The 18,171-nt window shown below is 64.4% G+C and carries 20 protein-coding genes; 14 read left to right on the top strand and 6 right to left on the bottom strand.

Going from position 1 to position 18,171, the window contains the following annotated elements; translation table 11 throughout:
- Nucleotides 1–84 precede the first annotated feature (84 nt).
- Nucleotides 85–504 carry a PaaI family thioesterase gene (locus GGD65_RS34470; RefSeq protein WP_179737999.1) on the bottom strand — a complete coding sequence of 140 codons (420 nt, stop codon included), beginning with the start codon at nt 502–504 and terminating at the stop codon, nt 85–87.
- 225 nt (nt 505–729) lie between these two features.
- Nucleotides 730–1,899 carry a 4-hydroxybenzoate 3-monooxygenase gene (gene pobA, locus GGD65_RS34465; protein ID WP_183238135.1) on the bottom strand — a complete coding sequence of 390 codons (1,170 nt, stop codon included), beginning with the start codon at nt 1,897–1,899 and terminating at the stop codon, nt 730–732.
- A 263-nt stretch (nt 1,900–2,162) separates the two neighbouring features.
- On the opposite strand from pobA, the gene GGD65_RS34460 reads away from it, so the two are divergent.
- The 9 genes from GGD65_RS34460 to GGD65_RS34420 all read left to right on the top strand — a co-directional run bounded on the left by GGD65_RS34460 (nt 2,163) and on the right by GGD65_RS34420 (nt 11,089).
- Entirely contained in the window at nt 2,163–3,179 is a 1,017-nt protein-coding gene (locus GGD65_RS34460; RefSeq protein ID WP_183238134.1) for a TRAP transporter substrate-binding protein, read from the top strand.
- A gap of 201 nt (nt 3,180–3,380) precedes the next feature.
- Nucleotides 3,381–3,890, top strand: a complete 510-nt coding sequence (locus tag GGD65_RS34455) for a TRAP transporter small permease (RefSeq protein ID WP_018321429.1) — start codon at nt 3,381–3,383, stop codon at nt 3,888–3,890.
- 2 nt (nt 3,891–3,892) lie between these two features.
- Nucleotides 3,893–5,212 (top strand): TRAP transporter large permease, encoded by a 1,320-nt coding sequence (locus tag GGD65_RS34450; RefSeq protein ID WP_018321428.1) that lies wholly within the window; start codon nt 3,893–3,895, stop codon nt 5,210–5,212.
- 11 nt (nt 5,213–5,223) lie between these two features.
- Nucleotides 5,224–5,685: a DUF3237 domain-containing protein gene (locus GGD65_RS34445; RefSeq protein ID WP_183238133.1), complete on the top strand. Its 462-nt coding sequence runs from the start codon at nt 5,224–5,226 to the stop codon at nt 5,683–5,685.
- Between the two features lie 252 nt (nt 5,686–5,937).
- Nucleotides 5,938–6,747 carry a crotonase/enoyl-CoA hydratase family protein gene (locus GGD65_RS34440; protein ID WP_028142148.1) on the top strand — a complete coding sequence of 270 codons (810 nt, stop codon included), beginning with the start codon at nt 5,938–5,940 and terminating at the stop codon, nt 6,745–6,747.
- Complete coding sequence (locus GGD65_RS34435) at nt 6,744–8,627, top strand: feruloyl-CoA synthase (RefSeq protein WP_183238132.1); 1,884 nt, start codon at nt 6,744–6,746, stop codon at nt 8,625–8,627. Before GGD65_RS34440 ends, GGD65_RS34435 begins: the two co-directional genes overlap by 4 nt.
- 27 nt (nt 8,628–8,654) lie before the next feature.
- On the top strand, nt 8,655–9,416 hold the full coding sequence (locus tag GGD65_RS34430; protein WP_018321424.1) for an SDR family NAD(P)-dependent oxidoreductase: 762 nt from the start codon (nt 8,655–8,657) through the stop codon (nt 9,414–9,416).
- Between the two features lie 12 nt (nt 9,417–9,428).
- The gene (locus GGD65_RS34425; protein ID WP_018321423.1) at nt 9,429–9,848 is read left to right on the top strand and encodes a thioesterase family protein; all 420 of its coding nucleotides are present in this window, start codon (nt 9,429–9,431) and stop codon (nt 9,846–9,848) included.
- A gap of 89 nt (nt 9,849–9,937) precedes the next feature.
- Complete coding sequence (locus tag GGD65_RS34420; protein WP_018321422.1) at nt 9,938–11,089, top strand: ABC transporter substrate-binding protein; 1,152 nt, start codon at nt 9,938–9,940, stop codon at nt 11,087–11,089.
- A 266-nt stretch (nt 11,090–11,355) separates the two neighbouring features.
- Here the strand turns inward: GGD65_RS34420 and GGD65_RS34415 are convergent, their stop codons facing one another.
- Both GGD65_RS34415 and GGD65_RS34410 read right to left on the bottom strand, forming a co-directional pair.
- Nucleotides 11,356–12,084: a glutathione S-transferase family protein gene (locus GGD65_RS34415; RefSeq protein ID WP_018321421.1), complete on the bottom strand. Its 729-nt coding sequence runs from the start codon at nt 12,082–12,084 to the stop codon at nt 11,356–11,358.
- 38 nt (nt 12,085–12,122) lie between these two features.
- Nucleotides 12,123–12,383, bottom strand: coding sequence for a hypothetical protein (locus tag GGD65_RS34410; RefSeq protein WP_018321420.1), 261 nt, complete (start codon nt 12,381–12,383; stop codon nt 12,123–12,125).
- A gap of 112 nt (nt 12,384–12,495) precedes the next feature.
- Between GGD65_RS34410 and GGD65_RS34405 the strand changes: the two genes are divergently transcribed.
- Both GGD65_RS34405 and GGD65_RS34400 read left to right on the top strand, forming a co-directional pair.
- Nucleotides 12,496–13,194: a YafY family protein gene (locus GGD65_RS34405; RefSeq protein ID WP_026202551.1), complete on the top strand. Its 699-nt coding sequence runs from the start codon at nt 12,496–12,498 to the stop codon at nt 13,192–13,194.
- 18 nt (nt 13,195–13,212) lie between these two features.
- Nucleotides 13,213–13,536: a YkgJ family cysteine cluster protein gene (locus tag GGD65_RS34400; protein WP_026202550.1), complete on the top strand. Its 324-nt coding sequence runs from the start codon at nt 13,213–13,215 to the stop codon at nt 13,534–13,536.
- Here GGD65_RS34400 and GGD65_RS34395 read toward each other — a convergent pair.
- Nucleotides 13,533–13,931, bottom strand: a complete 399-nt coding sequence (locus GGD65_RS34395; protein ID WP_026202549.1) for a hypothetical protein — start codon at nt 13,929–13,931, stop codon at nt 13,533–13,535. The genes GGD65_RS34400 and GGD65_RS34395 overlap by 4 nt on opposite strands.
- Before the next feature lie 309 nt (nt 13,932–14,240).
- Entirely contained in the window at nt 14,241–14,588 is a 348-nt protein-coding gene (locus tag GGD65_RS34390; RefSeq protein WP_049815038.1) for a DUF3307 domain-containing protein, read from the bottom strand.
- Nucleotides 14,589–14,992: 404 nt separating this feature from the next.
- Between GGD65_RS34390 and GGD65_RS34385 the strand changes: the two genes are divergently transcribed.
- The 3 genes from GGD65_RS34385 to GGD65_RS34375 all read left to right on the top strand — a co-directional run bounded on the left by GGD65_RS34385 (nt 14,993) and on the right by GGD65_RS34375 (nt 18,168).
- Complete coding sequence (locus tag GGD65_RS34385; RefSeq protein ID WP_183238131.1) at nt 14,993–16,438, top strand: TAXI family TRAP transporter solute-binding subunit; 1,446 nt, start codon at nt 14,993–14,995, stop codon at nt 16,436–16,438.
- Nucleotides 16,439–16,682: 244 nt separating this feature from the next.
- Nucleotides 16,683–16,901 carry a hypothetical protein gene (locus GGD65_RS34380; RefSeq protein ID WP_018321417.1) on the top strand — a complete coding sequence of 73 codons (219 nt, stop codon included), beginning with the start codon at nt 16,683–16,685 and terminating at the stop codon, nt 16,899–16,901.
- A gap of 160 nt (nt 16,902–17,061) precedes the next feature.
- The gene (locus GGD65_RS34375; protein WP_018321416.1) at nt 17,062–18,168 is read left to right on the top strand and encodes a cyclic nucleotide-gated ion channel; all 1,107 of its coding nucleotides are present in this window, start codon (nt 17,062–17,064) and stop codon (nt 18,166–18,168) included.
- Nucleotides 18,169–18,171: the final 3 nt, after the last annotated feature.

Here is an 18,171-nt window from a genome sequence, read left to right as displayed (position 1 = left end):
GGCGGCAGGGTGCCATGTCGAGACATGGGTCCCGGCTCTGCGCAGCAGCGTTGCACGCTGCAGCGCGTCCGGGACACGGAGAGATCACCCCTTCTTCGGCACCACCCGGAACGTGCCGCTCGCCCGCGCGATCACGGTGTCGTCGGCTTTGACAAGGCACTGCGCAAAGCAGATCGTCTTGCCGGTCTTGATCACGTCGCTCTCGATCGAACACCACTGGCCGATCTCGGCGGAGCCGGCAAAATCGACCGAAAGCGAGACCGTCACGAACGACGTGGTCCAGTTGGTCACCAGCGCACAACTATAGCCCATGGCATTGTCGGCGAGCGCCGCGATGAGGCCGCCATGGATCAGCCCGCGGCCGTTGGTGTGGGGCCTGGCCAGCCGGAGGCCGATGATGACGGCCTTGTCGGTGTTCTTGGAGTAAAGCGGCTCCCAGGGTTCGGTGAGAGGGCTCTTGCGAAAGAGCGGCTCGAAGCCGGCGGGAATGTCGGTGGCGGTCATGGTTGTCTCGCGTTGCCGTGTCGTCAGCATTGAACGCGATGGCGATGACGGTTGCATCAATTACAAAGTTTTAAACGGGATTTGCGCGCGTGTTTGAAACACGGGTGGCGCCACAATGACCGCGCCGTAGGGTGGGCAAAGCGAAGCGTGCCCACGCGCTTTCGCAATTATGGGAAGGTGGTGGGCACGGCGCAAGAGCGCCTTTGCCCGCACTACGGCACCGTCTTAAAACGGCAGCCCGACATAATTCTCCGACAGCGACGTCATCGCGGCCTGCGACTGCGTGACGTAGTCGAGCTCGGCGAGCTGAATGCGCGCGCCGATGGTGCCGGTGTCGGGGAATTTGTGCAGCATCGAGGTCATCCACCAGGAGAAGCGCACCGCCTTCCAGACCCGCGCCAGCGCCGTGGTGGAATAGGCGTCGATCCCGGCGCTGGATTTCTCGTCGTAGAATTCGCGCAGCGCGCTAGACAGGTAGTGCGCATCGCTGGCGGCGAGGTTCAGTCCCTTGGCGCCGGTCGGCGGCACGATATGGGCGGCGTCGCCGCACAGGAACAGCCGGCCGAAGCGCATCGGCTCGGCGACGAAGCTGCGCAGGGGCGCGATGCTTTTCTCGATCGAGGGGCCGGTGACGAGGCTGTCGGCCGCCTCCTGGTCGAGCCGGCGCTTCAATTCGTCCCAGAAGCGGTCGTCCGGCCATTGGTCGACATGGTCGTCGAGCGAACACTGCACATAGTAGCGGCTGCGTTTGGTCGAGCGCATGGTGCAAAGCGCAAAGCCGCGGGCGTGGTTGGAGTAGATGAGCTCATGGCTGACCGGCGGCGTCTCCGACAGGATGCCAAGCCAGCCGAACGGATAGACCCGCTCGAACTCCTCGATCGCCCCGGCCGGGACGCTGGCGCGGCTGACGCCGTGAAAGCCGTCGCAGCCGGCGATGAAGTCGCAATCGAGCGCGTGGGTGACGCCGTCCTTCTCCCAGGTTACGCGCGGGTGACTACCGTCGAAATCATGCGGCTGAACGTCCCTGGCCTCGTAGACCGAGATGAGACCGGCGGCTTTTCGCGCGTTCATGAGATCGAGCGTGACCTCGGTCTGGCCGTAGATCATGACCATCTTGCCGGTCGCCGCCTTCATGTCGATGCGGTGACGGCGGCCGGAAAAGGCCAGCTCGATGCCTTCATGGACCAGGCCCTCGGCATGCGCCCGCGCCCCGGCGCCGATCTGGTCGAGCAGCGCGACGGTTCCCTCCTCGAGCAGACCGGCGCGGATGCGACCGAGCACGTAATCCGGGCTCTGGCGCTCCAGAATGACATTGTCGATGCCGTAAGCGTGCAGCAGTTGCCCAAGCAACAATCCGGCCGGTCCGGCCCCGATGATTGCGACTTTTGTCCGCAATACTTGCTCCTTCCGATCCTGTAGGCTTTGCGCGCGGCTCGCTTGTCGCGTTGCTCCGCGCACGATAATTATATCATATAACGGTTGGGCAAAAGGGGAGGGCCGTCGCCGGGCAGCGACAAATCCATGCAGCATGGCTGACGCAGACGGCGCGGCGAGGTGCGCGCCAGTTCCGGCTTGAACGCGCCGGCCGATTAGATAACATGTTAATTAACGAGACCGGGCCATCGAAGCCCGCCGTCGAAAACAGGGAGAGACGTGTGATGAGGAAAGCCTGTCTGGCGTTGCTGCTGGCCGCAAGCGTGACGCCTGCGTTTGCGCAGGACAAGACCTTCGATTTGAAGATCTCGCACTGGGTGCCGGCTTCGCATCCGCTGCAGAAGTCGCTGGAAGACTGGGCTGCCGCGGTCGAGAAGGATTCCGGCGGCACCATCAAGGGCAAGGTGTTTCCGGCCCAGCAGCTCGGCAAAGCATTCGACCACTACGACATGGCGCGCGACGGCATCGCCGACGTCACCTATGTCAATCCCGGCTACCAACCCGGCCGCTTCCCGATCGTCGGCGCCGGCGAGCTGCCGTTCCTGATCTCGGACGCCAAGGGCGGCTCGATGGGGCTGGACGCCTGGTATCGCAAATTTGCCGAGAAGGAGATGAAGGACGTCAAATACTGCCTCGCCTTCGTCCACTCGCCCTCCTCCTTCCATTCCAAGTCCAAGAAGATCGTGCTGCCCGAGGACGTCAAGGGCATGAAGATCCGCCCGGCGCACGCCACCATGGCGAACTTCGTGACGTCGCTCGGCGGCACCAATGTGCAGTCCTCGGCGCCTGAGGTCCGCGACATCATCGAGCGCGGCGTCGCCGACGGCGTCACCTTCCCCTGGGGCTCCCTGGTGCTGTTCGGCATCGACAAGGTGACCAAGTACGACATGGAGGCGCCGCTCTACACCACGACCTTCGTGTTCGTGATCAACAAGGACAAGTACAACGCGATGTCCGACAAGCAGAAGGCCGCGATCGACAAGAACTGCTCGGTCGAAATGGCGGGCATGGTCGGTGAGCACTGGGGCAAGTTCGAGGATGCCGGCATCGACAAGGTGAAGGCGGAATCCGGTCACGAGGTCTACAAGCTGACATCCGAGCAGACCGCTGCCTGGAAGAAGGCCGCCGAGCCACTGGTGAAGACCTGGTCCGAGGGCGCCAAGAAGGCCGGAGCCGATCCGGACGCCGCACTCGCGGATCTCAAGGCCTCGCTGAAGAAGTACAACGCGCTAGCGGAGTGAGGCCCACACTCGCTCGACCTCTCCCGCTTGCGGGAGAGGTCGGCGCGTCCGGGCGATGCGAAGCATCGTCCCGCGCGGGTGAGGGCTCTCTCCCCTTGGGGAGTCTCTCTGTGGAGACACCCCCACCCCTCCCCCGCAAGCGGGAGAGGGAGCCCAGCACCGTCGTGGATGCAACGCACTCATCTTGAACAGGACCACCCCATGAAGCGCTCCTGGATGGACCGCATCATCGACACGATCGAATGGATCGCGGCCGGCTTCGTCGGCATCGTCGCGCTCGACATCTTCCTGTCGGTGCTGCTGCGCAACACGCTGAATTATTCGATCCCCGATTCGTTCGACATCGGCCGCATGCTGCTCGGCATCCTCATCTTCTGGGGCATCGCCGCGACCTCCTATCGCGGCACCCATATCACCGTGGACCTCGTCTGGGGCAATGTCGGACCGCGCCATCAGCGCTGGATCGACGTGTTCGCAACCCTCGTGCTGCTGTTCGTCGTGACGGTGCAGACCTGGACGCTGTTCGACAAGGTACGCGGCACCTACAACGACAATGTCCTGACCTTCGACATGCACATGCCGACATGGCCGTTCTTCGCGATCGCCTGGGTCGGTGACGTCTGCGCCGTGCTGCTGATCGCGATCCGCACCTACCGCCTGATCTTCCACCCCGAAGACATGCACGATCCCAAATTGAAGGCGACGGAGTAATCATGAGCACCGATGCCGTCGCCGTAATCGGCTTCGTCTCCCTGTTTGTCCTGATGCTGCTGCGCGTGCCCGTCGGCATGGCCATGGGCCTCGTCGGCGTCTCCGGCTTCGCCTATCTCGTCAACGGGACGGCGGCCCTGAAGCTGGTCGGCCAGACCTCGATGCGCACGGTGACCGACTACACCTTCGGCGTCATCCCGATGTTCCTGCTGATGGGCTCGTTCGTGTCCAATTCCGGCATGAGCCGCGAGCTGTTCCGCGCCGCCAACGGGTTCGTCGGACATTTGCGCGGCGGCCTCGGCATCGCCACCGTCGGGGCCTGCGGCGGCTTTGCCGCGATCTGCGGCTCCTCGGTCGCGACCGCCGCGACGTTCTCCGCCGTCGCTTACCCGGAGATGCGCCGTTTCGGCTATCCGCAATCGTTCGCCACCGGCGTGATCGCCGCCGGCGGCACGCTAGGCGCGATGCTGCCGCCCTCCACGGTGCTCGCGGTCTACGGCATCATCACCGAGCAGGACATCGGAAAGCTCTTCATCGCCGGCATCATCCCGGGCCTGCTGGCGATGAGCATGTACATGATCACGATCTTCCTGATCGGCTATTTCCGCCCCGACTTCCTGCCCAAGGGCAAGGTGACACCGTGGCGCGAGCGCTTTGCGGGCCTGAAGGAGATCTGGGCGCCGGTGCTGCTGTTCGTGTTCGTGATCGGCGGCCTCTACGGCCTGCCCTATTTGCCGCGCTTCACGCCGACGGAAGCCGGCGGCGTCGGCGCCGCCGGTGCGTTCATCATCGGCGTGCTGACGGGCCGGCTCGACCGCGAGAAGATCCTGGCCTCGCTGCTGCAGGCGACGCGCACCGCGGCCGCCGTCTTCACCGTGCTGATCGGCGCGCTGATCTTCGGCTATTTCCTCACGGTGACGCAGACGCCGCAGAAAGTGACCGAGTTCCTCACCGGCCTCGGCCTCGGCAGTTACGGCGTGCTGGCGCTGATCATGGTGATGTATCTCGTGCTCGGCTGCCTGATGGACGCCATGGCGATGATCATCCTCACCGTGCCGATCATCTTCCCCGTGATCACGCATCTCGGCTTCGACCCGATCTGGTTCGGCGTCATCATCGTCATGACCGTCGAGCTCGGCCTGATTCACCCGCCGGTCGGGATGAACGTCTTCGTCATCAAGAGCGTGGTGAAGGACGTCTCCTTCTCCACGATCTTCAAGGGCGTGATTCCGTTCGTGGTCACGGACCTGATCCGCCTCGTGATCCTGATCGCCTTCCCGCTGCTCGCGACCTGGCTGCCGACGCGGATGATGGCGCATTGACAGGGTGAAGCATGACGACACCGACGCTCGAGACGAAATACGTCTTCACCATCACCGCGCGCATCGGCGACGTCGTCCTCGCCGGCGAGACCGGCATCGGTGTCCGCCGCATCATCCCGATCATCGGCGGTGAGGTCACGGGCGCGATATCAGGCAAGGTGCTGCCGTTCGGCGCCGACTTCCAGACCATCCGACCCAACGAGCTGATCGACCTGGAGGCGAAATACGCCTTCGAGACCGACGACGGCGCCATTGTCTATGTCGAGAACAAGGGCATGCGTTTCGGACCGGTCGAGCTGCTGCAGAAGCTCAAGCGCGGCGAACCGGTCGATCCCAAGCTGATCTATTTCCGCACCGTGCCGCGGTTCGAGACCGGGCACGACAAGTATCGCTGGCTGATGGAGCACATTTTCGTCGGCTCAGCGGCGCGGCACGCCGACCGCGTCGTGATCGACGTCCATCAGGTGATGTGACCCATACGCTCTGCTGTCGTCCCTGCGAACGCAGGGACCCATACCGCGGAATCTATCGATTGCGGGCGGTGGGAGTACCGAACGGCAAGTCTTCGCCAAATTTCTCCCTGGGGTTATGGGTCCCTGCGTTCGCAGGGACGACATCGAATTTGGGGAAGGATTTTGCCCCTAACCGGTTAACTCCACGCGTCAGCCCAAGCTTGACTCCCCCGAAATTCGTTATACAACATAACTATTCTGACAAGGACGCAAATGACACAGGGAAACGCCGAGACCGCTGACGCGGGTGCCTCCGGGCTACTCCGGATCGAGAGGGCGGACCGGGTTCTGACCGTGGGTCTGAACCGGCCGGCCAAGCGCAATGCGCTCAACGATGGCATCATCCTGGAAATCGGCGAGTGTTTTGCGTCCCTGCCCGAGGATATCGGCGCGGTCGTCATTCACGGCATTGGCGATCATTTCTCCAGCGGCCTCGACCTCTCCGAGCTGACCGAGCATGACGCGACCGGCGGCCTGCTCCATTCCCAGATGTGGCACCGCGTGTTCGACCGCATCCAGTACAGCCGCGTGCCCGTGATCGCGGCGCTGAAGGGCGCCGTGATCGGCGGCGGGCTGGAGCTTGCCTGCTCGGCGCATATCCGCGTCGCCGAGCCCTCGACCTATTTCGCGCTTCCGGAGGGCCAGCGCGGCATCTTCGTCGGCGGCGGCGGCTCGGTGCGTCTGCCGCGATTGATCGGCGTCGCCCGGATGATGGACATGATGCTGACGGGCCGCGTCTACAGCGCCACCGAAGGCGCGTCCTACGGCTTCGCGCAATATGTCACGGAGGCCGGCAACGGGCTCGGCAAGGCGATGGAGCTTGCGACCAAGGTCGCCTCCAACGCTCCGCTGACGAATTTCGCCGTGCTCCAGGCGCTGCCGATGATCGCGGAGGCCAATCCGCAGACCGGCCTGCTGATGGAATCGCTGATGGCGACCGTCGCGCAGAGCGACAAAGAGGCAAAGCGCCGGATCCGCGAATTCCTCGAACACAAGACCGCAAAGGTAAAGCCCAAGTCATGAGCGCGCAGCCGTCCTCTTCCAGCATGGAGCGCGGCGCGAGCACTTTCCCGCTGCGGCCCATTTCGTTCGGCGATCCCGTCGTCGACATCGAACGCCGCGACGACGGCACGATCTACCTCAGGCCGAAGCAGCCGCTCGGCGACTATCCGGTTCGCCTCACCGACCGCCTGCATCACTGGGCCAGCACCACGCCGGACCGCGTCTTCATGGCCGAGCGCGAAGGCGGCCGCGGCTGGCGCAAGATCACTTACGCCGAGCTGCTCGTCGCGAGCCGGCACATCGCATCGGGCCTGATCGCGCGCGGCCTGTCGGCGGAGCGGCCGGTTGTCATCCTCTCCGGCAATTCGATCGACCACGCCTTGCTCGCGTTCGGCGCGTTCTATGCCGGCATTCCGTTCTGCCCGGTGTCGCCGGCCTATTCGCTGGTGTCGAAAGATTACGGCAAGCTTTCTTACCTGATGAAGCTGCTGACGCCCGGCCTCGTCTTCGCCGAGGACGCCGACAAGTTCGCCGATGCGCTTGCCGCCAACGTCTCGCTCGGCACCGAGATCGCCGCGTCCTACGGCCAGGTGCCAGGCCGCGACGTCACCACACTCGCCGACCTCATGGCGACGCCGATCCGCGGCGATCTCGACGAGGTCCATGGCAAGATCGGCCCCGACACGATCGCGAAATTCCTGCTGACGTCGGGCTCGACCGGCAACCCCAAGGCCGTCATCAACACCCAGCGCATGATCTGCGCCAACCAGGTGATGTTGCGCGAGACGCTCGCCTTCCTCAAGGACGAGCCGCCGGTCATCATCGACTGGCTGCCCTGGAATCACACCTTCGGCGGCAACCACAATATCGGCCTGACGCTCTACAATGGCGGCTCGATGTATCTGGACGCCGGCAAGCCGATGCCCGGCGGCATCGAGGAGACCGTGCGCAATCTCCAGGAGATCTCGCCGACGGTCTATTTCAACGTGCCGAAGGGCTATGAATCGCTGCTGCCCTATTTGCGCGACGACCAGGGCCTGCGCGCAAAGTTCTTCGACCGGCTGCATGCGATGTTCTTCTCCGGCGCCGCGCTGTCGCCATTCATCTGGGACAGCCTCGACGAGCTCGCGGTGAAGGAAAAAGGTTATCGGGTGCCGATGCTGACCGGGCTCGGTGCGACCGAGACCGCGCCGTTCTTCATGTCGGTCAATCCGCGCACCAGCCGCTCCGGCCATGTCGGTCTGCCCGTGTCAGGCAACGACGCCAAGCTGGTGCCCAACAACGGCAAGCTGGAAGTGCGCGCCAAGGGGCCGAACGTGATGCCCGGCTATTGGCGCCAACCCGACATCAGCGCGAAATCCTTCGACGAGGAAGGATTTTACAAGATGGGGGATGCGCTCAAGCCCGCCGACCCCGATGATCTCAACGCCGGCTTCGATTTCGACGGCCGTGTCGGTGAAGACTTCAAGCTCGCCAGTGGCACCTGGGTCAGCGTCGGCCCGCTGCGCGCGCGCCTCACTGCGGCCTGCGCCCCGCTGGTGCGCGACGTCGTTATTGCCGGCATCAACCGTGACGAGGTCTCGGCGCTGGTCGTGCTCGACCTCGACGGTTGCCGGCTGATCAATCCGACGCTGCCGACCGACGATCTCGTCGTCGCGACACGCGACCGGCTGGTGCGCGAGGCGTTTCGCGAGCGCCTGGCCGGTTTCCTCAGCCAAGCCACGGGTTCCTCGACCCGGATCACGCGCGCGATCCTGATGGACGCGCCGCTCTCGATCGACAAGGGCGAAGTCACCGACAAGGGCTCGATCAACCAGCGCGCCGTGCTCGAGCACCGCACCGAATTGATCGAGGAGCTCTACGCTGCCAATCCGTCGGACCGTGTGATATCGGTCGGCTAACCCGGACATAAGCTACAGGAGAACGCCATGTTGTTGAAAGATCAGGCAGCCATCGTCACCGGCGGCGCATCGGGACTGGGCGCTGCCACCGCGCGAAAACTGGCGGCGCAGGGCGCCAAGGTCGCAGTGTGCGATCTCAACGCCAAGCTCGCGGAGACTGTCGCCGCCGAGATCAAGGGCGTGGCAATCACTTGCGACGTCTCCGATGCCGCTTCCGCTGAGGCTGCGATCGCGCAGGCGACCAAGGCTCTTGGCGCGCCGCGCGTGCTGGTCAATTGCGCCGGCATCGGCGTGGCCAAGCGCGTGGTCGGCCGCGACGGCCCGATGGCGCTCGCCGATTTCGACAAGGTGATCAAGGTCAATCTGATCGGCACCTTCAACATGCTGCGCCTGGCCGCGACCGAGATGTCCAAGCTGGAGCCGCAGGCGACCGGCGAGCGCGGCGTCATCATCAACACCGCCTCCGTTGCCGCTTATGACGGCCAGATCGGGCAATCAGCCTATTCGGCTTCCAAGGGCGGCATCGTCGGCATGACGCTGCCGATCGCGCGTGAGCTGGCGCAATTCGGCATCCGCGTGCTGACCATCGCGCCCGGCCTGTTCCTGACCCCGCTGCTCGCGAACCTGCCGCAGGAAGCCCAGGACTCGCTCGCGGCCGCGATCCCCTTCCCGCGCCGGCTCGGCCACGCCGACGAATTCGCCGCGCTCGCGCTGCATATGGTCGAGAACTCCTACCTGAACGGCGAAGTGGTGCGCCTCGACGGCTCGCTGCGCATGGCGCCGAAATAGGGCGCGCGACACATGTTCGTGAACCGGCGCGACGTACAGATCCAGTGGGGCGATTGCGACCCCGCCAACATCGTCTACTACCCGCGCTATTTCGCGATGTTCGACGATTCGACCTCGACCCTGTTCGAGGTCGCCGGATTCTCCAAGCAGGATCTGGTCCGCAAATACGGCCTGGTGGGCATCCCCATGGTCGACACGCGATCCAAGTTCTACATCCCCTCGACCTATGGCGACTGGATCACCATCGAGACGAAGATCGAGAGCATCAGGCGCTCGAGCTTCGAGGTGAAGCACAACGTCTACAAGGGTGACGCGCTGGCGATCGAGGGTTTTGAGACCCGCGTCCTCGTCGGTCGCGATCCCGTTAACCCCGACAAGCTGAAATCGGCACCGTTCCCGGCGGAAATGGTAGCCAAATTCACGGGGAGTTAAGTCCGGAGCTAATCGCCGCATCGCCAAAAGAGGGGGCTGAATTACCCCCCGATTTCTGCTTTCAAAGAAACACGTAAAGGGAGGAATAGATGAAACGCTTTTACCTGACCGCCGCCATCACCGCGGCGACGCTTGCCTTGCCGGCGCTGCCCGCGCTGGCCCAGACCAGCGAAATCACCATCGGCATCACCACCACCACGACCGGCCCCGGCGCCGCGCTGGGCATTCCCGAGCGCAACGCGCTGGAATTCGTGCCGAAGGAAATCGGCGGCGTGCCGCTGAAGGTGATCGTGCTCGACGACGGCGGCGATCCCACCACCGCAACCACCAACGCCCGCCGCTTCGTGACCGAATCCAAGGCCGACATCATCATGGGCTCGGCGCTGACGCCGCCGACGATCGCGGTCTCCAACGTCGCCAATGAAGCCGGCATTCCGCATTTCGGCCTGGCACCGTTCCCGATCACGCCCGAGCGCATGAAGTGGTCGGTGGCGATGCCGCAGCCGATCCCGATCGTGGGCAAGGTGCTGTACGAGCACATGAAGAGCAAGGGCGTGAAGACGCTCGGCTATATCGGCTATTCCGACTCCTATGGCGACCTCTGGTTCAACGATTTGAAAGCCCAGGCCGTGCCGATGGGCATGACCATCGTCGACGAGGAGCGCTTCGCCCGTCCCGATACGTCGGTGACCGGACAGGTCCTGAAGCTCGTTGCCGCCAATCCCGACGCGATCCTGGTCGGCGCGTCAGGCACCGCGGCCGCGCTGCCGCAGACCGAGCTGCGCGAACGCGGCTATCAGGGCCTGATCTACCAGACCCACGGCGCGGCCAGCATGGATTTCATCCGCATCGCCGGCAAGGCGGCGGAGGGCGTGCTGATGGCCTCCGGTCCCGTCATGGATCCCGAGGACCAGCCGGACAGCGCGCTCACCAAGAAGCCGGGCCTGGCGCTCAATTCGGCCTATGAAGCCAAATACGGCCCGAACAGCCGCAGCCAGTTCGCCGGCCATTCCTACGACGCGTTCGAGATCCTCAAGCGCATCATTCCCGCGGCGCTGAAAACCGCAAAACCCGGCACGCCGGAATTTCGCGAAGCGATCCGCCAGGCGTTGCTGTCGGAGAAGGAGCTGGCGGCGAGCCAGGGCGTCTACAACTTCACCGAAAAGGACCGCTACGGCCTCGACGACCGCTCGCGCATCCTGCTGACGGTGAAGAACGGCAAGTACTCGCTGGTGAAATAGACGCGGCGAAAGTTGAGAGACGACGAGAGCCGGCCCAATGGGCCGGCTCTTTTTGTTTTGGCCTGTAGAAACGAACTGTTTCCACCGTGTCGCTGCGCTCCCTCTCCCGCTTGCGGGGGAGGGTTGGGGTGGGGGTGCCTCCGCGTTGGGACTGTCTCCGAATTTCCAAGGAAATCCCCAGAGGAGAGAGCCCCCACCCGGCGCTTCGCGCCGACCTCCCCCGCAAGCGGGAGAGGTTGCACCGAGCCCGCGGATACGCCGCGGCCCTAAGCCGCCTGCCGCAGCGGGGTCCAGGCGAACTCCGGATAGTAATTGTCCATCATGCGATCAACATAGGCGGTGAGGTTCGGAAAACCCTCGGCGCGCTCGCGCAGGGCCGATTCGAAGAACGGCGAGAGGATGCCGGCGAGCATACCGAAGGCGGTGGCGTCGACGCCGCAGGGCTTGTTGCCCATCAGATAGGACTTGTCGCCGAGCTGCACCGAGAGCGCGAACAGCGAGCGCACGGCGAGCTCGACATCGTCATCCGGCCCATGGCGGCCGAGCCCAGAGAGCAGATAGTTCTCGGCGACGCGGAATTGCGCATCCTCGCGCAGTTTCTCGCGGTTGTGCTCCGGCGCGCCGTCGAAGAAATGCGCGGGACCCTTGGCGAAATTCACCGGATCGACCCAGCGCGCCCCGACCAGCCCCCAGTAGATGTGGTGCTCGATCATGCGCTCGAACGCCCAGGCCTGCGCACGCTCGGTGAGCGACAGCCCGGCATCGAAATCGAAGCCGTAGCGGCGCTCGATATGGGCGCGAATGAAGGTGGAATCGGCCACCGCCTCGCCGCCGTCGTCGATGAAGGGCAACTGCCCCTTCGGCGAGGCCGGCGGCATCGCCCGCTCCTTCCGGTAGGGCAGTCCCGCCATCTTGAGCTGCACTTCCGTCTTGGTGACGAAGGGGCTGATTTCCGGCAGGCCGAAGCCGGTGCCAAATCCGTAGAGCGTGATCATGAAAGCTTCTCCTGAACCACCGAAAAAGTTGACGGAACCTAGTGCCGGGCTGCTGCCACCATGGTGGCAGCAGCCGTGATATCTTCTGCGAAACGGGCCCCCCGCCAGGCACGGCCCATCACATGGCGGACCAGCGCGTCCGCGGCCTGGATCAGCGGGCGTGCCACCACGCTTGCGAGGGCAAACCGGAGGTCGACGGCCATGAGATCGAGCGAAACGAGGCGACCGAACGCCGACGCGGACCACGCCTGTGCCCGCAACATCGGAATAGCCGGGCCGAAATGGGTCGGAATGATCATGGACAAATCCTCTTCAGTCGATGTGTTGTCCCGGTATAGAACCCCCCTGCTGCCAACATCCTGTCAGCAGCCGCGCGCCGCTTTCTGAAAAGACCACAACAAGAGACCCGTCATGAGACGCGCCGACCGGCTGTTTCAAATCATCCAGGTGCTGAGGCGCACGCGTAAGCCGCTGACGGCGGACGCCATCGCGGCCGAGCTCGAGACCTCGAAGCGCACGATCTATCGCGACATCGCGACGCTGATCGGCCAGCGCGTGCCGATCCGCGGTGAAGCCGGCATGGGCTACATCCTGGAAAAGGGATTTGACCTTCCGCCGCTGATGCTGACGCCCGACGAGATCGAGGCGGCGGTGCTGGGCGCACAGTGGGTCGCCGGCCATGCCGATTCGGCACTGGCGCGCGCGGCCGAGGATCTGATGGCCAAGATCGCGGACACCGTGCCCGAGCGGCTGCGTCCGTTCGTGCTGGAGCCCGCGAGCCGGGCACGGCCGAGCTGGAACAGGGAGCCGGACCGCCTGGACATGGTGCGCACGCGCACCCAGATCCATGAAGGCAAGAAGATCATGCTGCGCTATCGCGACGAGCAGGGCCGCGCCAGCGAGCGCATGATCTGGCCGATCTCGGTCGGCTATCTCGAAGCCGTGCGCCTGCTGGCAGCCTGGTGCGAGCTACGCGGCGACTTCCGCAGCTTCCGCACCGACCGCGTGGTCGACGCCAACTATCTCGACGAGAGATATCCGGAGCGGCGCGACGTGCTGCGCGCGAGATGGCGGCAGAGCCTGGTCTGGGGCCCGCCCAAAGACACCTGACAAGGACATTTGAGGACGATGGAAGAGAGTTCCCCCGTCGATCTGTCGAGCTGTTGCCAGAGTTGCGGCGCCTGCTGCGGCTATTCGGCCAACTGGCCGCGCTTCTCGATCGAGAGCGACGAAGAGCTTGCCGCGATTCCGGAGGCGCTGGTCAACGACCGCCAATCCGGCATGCGTTGCCAGGGCGACCGCTGCTCAGCCTTGCAGGGGGATATTGGAAGAGCGACCGCGTGCGGCATCTATGCGGTACGGCCGGAGGTGTGTCGTACCTGCATGCCGGGCGACGCCGAATGCGCGATGGCGCGGCGGAAGTTCGGGCTTCCGGCTATCGAAGCTAGTTAGGCCGGAACGGCTTCGCCGATTTCGTCGTCGATCTCGTCGTCCAGCGGTGCGAGCACCGAGAGCGGCTTGGTCGAGAGCGTGATCGGCTTGCGCCCGCCCGACAGCGACGGCGAGGATTTCGCCGTGCCTTCGCGCGACAGCGCATAGAGCGTCGAGCCGACGCGGCCGCCGTTTTCGATCAGGTCGCGCTCGTTACAGCTCGCTGCGATCGCGACCGCCAGCGAGTGCAGATGGCTGCGGCGATAGCAGAACAGCGCCAGCCTGGCGCGCGCGTCAGGGGAAACACTCTCAACCAGCCTCGGCAGGCCACTCTCGCTGGCGCGATACATCTCGCCAAGGAGCTCGTCGCGAACCGGGCAGAAATCGCTTTCAAAAGTATCGCGGCTTGAAAACATTGCAGTTCTCCCTCGTGTGCGGAAGATGCAGCGCAATTCTCTAATGAAAGGTTAACCACGCTGCCCGGTAGTCACCCGGGGTGCTTGCGCGCTCGCGGCGAATCGGAAGGCGGCGGTGGGACCGGGAATTACCACGCAGTTTGGAGAACGGGCGCCAGCGCCTCCACGGCGTCATGGCCGGGCTAAACACTTGTCCCGGCCATCCACGAACGGCCAAGACGCAGGAAGAACGTGGATGCCCGGGACAAGCCGGGGCATGACGACCTTTAGTGCCGATGAAGGCTTGCCCACTCAGAGGGCCGCCAGCCCTCAGTTCGCCGCCATGAAGATGGACAGGCCGAAGCCGGTGAGATGGTGCAGCGCCTGGTCGACGCCGATCAGGGTCCAGAACCAGGGATGTGCAAGGTCGACGCCGAAATTGGCCGAGACGAACCCCTTGGCGCGGTCGATGGTGATGTGGATCACGAAGTCGATGAAGGCGACGAACCAGAATTTCGGCGCGACGATCATTATCAACGGTAGCGCAACCGCAAGGTGAATCAGGCAATGCACCAGCAGCGGCAGGGCCCAGCCGTGCTTCTGGTCCTTGCCGTGCGCCATCCAAGCGGTCTGAAGAACGAAATCGGCGATGATGTGCTTGAAGGTGAGCAGCAGCATCCAGCCAATGAGCGCTTCGACCGGAACCGCCGATGACATGGGTGGAAACGACAAAGCCGACGCCCTCATTGAGGTGACAAGAAAAATTGGAGCGTTCAGCGCAACTTCTTCTTGGACCGGTCAAATCGCCGGGACCTTCGATTTATGACATCTCCCGCGGCGGAATGCAGCCGGGGGGAACCGGAAAATCGCCAAGTGTGGCTAACTGGTGATAGGATGACCTTTCGCCGCGGCCACGTCGAGTAAGGTTACCCTCGGCTCGAAATTTGCTTTCCGGTCCCGGCGCGTTATCATTGCCGGCACAGAATATCATTCTTTTTTCAGATGTTTAGGAATTGCAGGGCGCCCGCCGCGATCACGTCCGCGAGCCGCCCATGACCCGGGAATAAGGCCAGAGTGCTGCCATGAGTACTGAAGGCCCCACCACATCCCCGATCGAGCCGCCGCCGCGGCGCCCGAAGGTGATCAAGACCAATCAGCAACAGGTCTTCCTCTACGTCGTGCTGACCCTGCTGCTGTCGCTCGCCACCGTCTGGGGCGGCCGTGCCATGCTGCACAATTCGGAGACGCTGACCTTTGCCGTCGGCGCTCCCAACAGCGACGAGGCGCTGTTCGCGGCCAAGCTTGCTGCCGTTCTGAAGACCAACGCCTCGCGCTTCCGGATCAAGATCGTCAACAACGCAGACAATGCCAAGGCGCTCGCGCAGTTCGACCGCAAGCAGGCCGATCTGGCCGTGCTGCGCACCGACGCCAAGGTGCCACTGCGGGCGCGCACGCTCGCGATCCTCGAGCACGATCTCGTGCTTCTGCTCGGTCCCGGCAACAAGAAGATCAAGTCGATCGCCGAGCTGAGGAAAAAGAAGGTCGCCGTTCTCGCCGAGAACGAATCCTCCCTCGCCTTCGTCCGCAGCATCCTCGATATCCCCGACGGTCCGGACGCGGCCAAGATCCAGATGGCGCCGCAGGGCACGACGCTCGACAAGCTGTTCGCGCCGTCAAACGGCTTTGGCGCGGTGATCGCCATCGTTCATGCCTCCAGGGCAGTGCGCGACAAGGCCTATGAGCAGGTCGCGAAGCGCGGCGGCTTCACGCTCAACGCGATCGACGAGGCCAAGGCGCTGTCGCGCAAGCTCCCGGGCATTTCCAGCGAGACGCTGACGGCGGGCACGCTGTCGACGTCGCCGCAAATCCCCGATGACGATCTCGACACGATCGGGCTCGAATGGTTGCTGGTCGCGCAATCCAGGATGTCGCCATCCACGGCGGGCGAGCTGGCGCGCACCATCTACGAGAACAAGTCCGCGCTCGGGCTCGACAACGGCTTCGCCAGCAGGATCGAGCCGGCCTCCGTCGAGAAGGACGCCTTTGTGATGGCGCACCAGGGGGCGGCCGATTACATCAATGACGACACCAAGTCGTTCATGGATAAGTACAGCGACTTGATGTATCTGGGCGCCGCCGCGCTCAGCGTCATCGGCTCGATCTTCGCGGCGATCTACGCCAAGATCACCCGGATCGCGCCGGAGAAGGCCAGCGAGCTCTCCACCGCCATCCTCGACATCGGCGAGCGGATCGAGCACGCCCACTCTCTGGATCAGCTCGAATGTCTCCAGGACGAACTGGAGGGCATTTTACGCGGGGCGGTCATCGGGCTCAGAGACGGCACGATCAGCACCGACGGCCTCGACACCTTCAAGCTCGGCTACGAATTCGTCCGCGACGAGATCGGCATGCGTCGCGACTATCTGAAACGCCATGCCGGCGAAACCGAGAAGACGGTGCAGGACGGCGGCCCTGCCCAGCACGACGACAGCAATGTCGTGGTGGTGAAGACCGCCCAGAGTGCCTGACGGCCGCCCGATTGGGCCGCCCATCAATCTCTTGTCCCGGACAAGCCGCAATGCCGAAGGCGTTGCGGCGCCGAGCCGGGACCCAGGAACCGCAGCTTGCGCTGCTGGATGGGCCCCGCCTCTGCAGCGCATCACTCGGTGCTGCGCTGCGTCCGGGGCACAAGGGGGAGATCGTGACGGCCGGCCGTCTGGAACCCAGCCCACCTGCAACCGTTGGTTCGCGACTACAACCGGAGACCGCAGCATGCGTGCACTCCTCATCATCCTCCTTCTGGGAATGCTGGCGGCGGCCGGCTACTTCGCCTATTCCGCAATGGCGGTCGAAGGTGAGCCGATCCCGACGGAAGGCTATGTGGCGCTGGCACTGGGCGCAGGGTTTTCCGTCATTGTCGGCGTCGGGTTGATGGTGCTGCTGTTCTTCAGCAGCCGCCGTGGCTACGACGAGCCGCCGCATTTCAGGTAAGGCATTCCGCCAACGATGGCGGCACGGACCGGCCGCCCGGCGCAGCAGCGCCGATCACGCCGCCTGCCTGTCGTTGACGGCCCCCGCCCAGGCGGGCACTTTGACGCCGGCGTCCCGCCGGGACCCGAGGACTTGTCTCAAGACCGAGCCGCCTGCCCGCATGTCCAAGCCGCTGATTTCCGCTCTGGCCCAGTTCGCGGCCGCCACGGCCGGCCGCAACATGACCAAGGCGGCCTATGTGGCTGTGACCGTCGGCGTGCTCAGCATGGTCCTGCTGTCGGACAAGCGCGCCCAGGAGGCGCATGGCTGGATCAACACCCTGCTATGGACCTGCCTCGCCTATTTCGTGTTCGAATGGCTGGTGCGGCTGCGCCACATGACGCAGCAGGGGCGGCTCTCGCTGTACATGTCCTCCTCCGCCGGGCTGGTCGACGCGATCGGGGCGCTGGCGGTGCCGGTCGCGCTTCTCCTCGGTGCCGAGCCGAAGACGGCCTGGCTGCTCAGCGTGCTCTGGGTGTTGAAGGTGGTCCCCGGCATCCCCGGCCTTCGGCAGCTTCGCCGCGTGCTGGTGCTGGAATCGGGCCCGCTGCTCAGCGTGCTCGTGATCTTCCTGATGGTGGTCTTCCTCGCCTCCGTCGCCGAATATTTCCTGGAGCGGGACGTGCAGCCGCAGACTTTTGGCAGCGTCCCCGCTGCGCTGTGGTGGGCCGTCGTCACACTCACGACCACCGGCTACGGCGACGTCGTGCCGGTTACGCCGCTCGGCCGCATCGTGGCGGCCGCGGTGATGATCTCCGGCCTCGGCGTGTTCGGCCTCTGGACCGGTATTTTGGCGACCGGATTTGCCGCCGAGACGCGGCGCGACAATTTCCTCAAGACCTGGGAATCCGTCAGCAAGGTACCGTTCTTCGCGGCGCTCGGCCCCGCCGCGATTGCCGACGTCACCCACATGCTGCGGACCATGGAGCTGCCGGCGCGCACCATGATCATCCGCAAGGGCGCGCAGGGCGACTGCATGTATTTCATCGCCGCCGGCGAGGTCGAGGTCGAGCTGCCCGGCAAGAAGGTGCAGCTCGGCGAAGGCGCCTTCTTCGGCGAGATGGCGCTGCTCGGCAACAACATGCGCGGCGCCAACGTCTCGACCACGAAAGTGTCGCGGCTTCTGGTGCTCGACCTCGTCGACTTCCGCGTGCTGATGGCACGACATCCAGATCTCGCCGAGACCATTGACGCCGAGGCGAAACGGCGCGCACTCGAAAACAGATAAAAG

Source organism: Bradyrhizobium sp. CIR18, from assembly GCF_014198295.1.
In the GTDB taxonomy this organism is placed as follows: Bacteria; Pseudomonadota; Alphaproteobacteria; order Rhizobiales; family Xanthobacteraceae; genus Bradyrhizobium.
This window is presented reverse-complemented; position numbering and strand designations above follow the sequence as displayed.

Bases quoted from the DNA above. Each gene is read 5' to 3' on its own strand.
- GGD65_RS34390 (WP_049815038.1), bottom strand. From the start codon at position 14,588: ATGCTGCTGCTCACCTTCAAGCACATCATCGCCGATTTCGTTCTTCAG.
- GGD65_RS34470 (WP_179737999.1), bottom strand. From the start codon at position 504: ATGACCGCCACCGACATTCCCGCCGGCTTCGAGCCGCTCTTTCGCAAG.
- GGD65_RS34440 (WP_028142148.1), top strand. From the start codon at position 5,938: ATGACACAGGGAAACGCCGAGACCGCTGACGCGGGTGCCTCCGGGCTA.
- GGD65_RS34400 (WP_026202550.1), top strand. From the start codon at position 13,213: ATGGAAGAGAGTTCCCCCGTCGATCTGTCGAGCTGTTGCCAGAGTTGC.
- GGD65_RS34385 (WP_183238131.1), top strand. From the start codon at position 14,993: ATGAGTACTGAAGGCCCCACCACATCCCCGATCGAGCCGCCGCCGCGG.
- GGD65_RS34445 (WP_183238133.1), top strand. From the start codon at position 5,224: ATGACGACACCGACGCTCGAGACGAAATACGTCTTCACCATCACCGCG.
- GGD65_RS34420 (WP_018321422.1), top strand. From the start codon at position 9,938: ATGAAACGCTTTTACCTGACCGCCGCCATCACCGCGGCGACGCTTGCC.
- GGD65_RS34415 (WP_018321421.1), bottom strand. From the start codon at position 12,084: ATGATCACGCTCTACGGATTTGGCACCGGCTTCGGCCTGCCGGAAATC.
- GGD65_RS34435 (WP_183238132.1), top strand. From the start codon at position 6,744: ATGAGCGCGCAGCCGTCCTCTTCCAGCATGGAGCGCGGCGCGAGCACT.
- GGD65_RS34375 (WP_018321416.1), top strand. From the start codon at position 17,062: ATGTCCAAGCCGCTGATTTCCGCTCTGGCCCAGTTCGCGGCCGCCACG.
- GGD65_RS34455 (WP_018321429.1), top strand. From the start codon at position 3,381: ATGAAGCGCTCCTGGATGGACCGCATCATCGACACGATCGAATGGATC.
- GGD65_RS34395 (WP_026202549.1), bottom strand. From the start codon at position 13,931: ATGTTTTCAAGCCGCGATACTTTTGAAAGCGATTTCTGCCCGGTTCGC.
- GGD65_RS34425 (WP_018321423.1), top strand. From the start codon at position 9,429: ATGTTCGTGAACCGGCGCGACGTACAGATCCAGTGGGGCGATTGCGAC.
- GGD65_RS34380 (WP_018321417.1), top strand. From the start codon at position 16,683: ATGCGTGCACTCCTCATCATCCTCCTTCTGGGAATGCTGGCGGCGGCC.
- GGD65_RS34460 (WP_183238134.1), top strand. From the start codon at position 2,163: ATGAGGAAAGCCTGTCTGGCGTTGCTGCTGGCCGCAAGCGTGACGCCT.
- GGD65_RS34430 (WP_018321424.1), top strand. From the start codon at position 8,655: ATGTTGTTGAAAGATCAGGCAGCCATCGTCACCGGCGGCGCATCGGGA.
- GGD65_RS34405 (WP_026202551.1), top strand. From the start codon at position 12,496: ATGAGACGCGCCGACCGGCTGTTTCAAATCATCCAGGTGCTGAGGCGC.
- GGD65_RS34410 (WP_018321420.1), bottom strand. From the start codon at position 12,383: ATGATCATTCCGACCCATTTCGGCCCGGCTATTCCGATGTTGCGGGCA.
- GGD65_RS34450 (WP_018321428.1), top strand. From the start codon at position 3,893: ATGAGCACCGATGCCGTCGCCGTAATCGGCTTCGTCTCCCTGTTTGTC.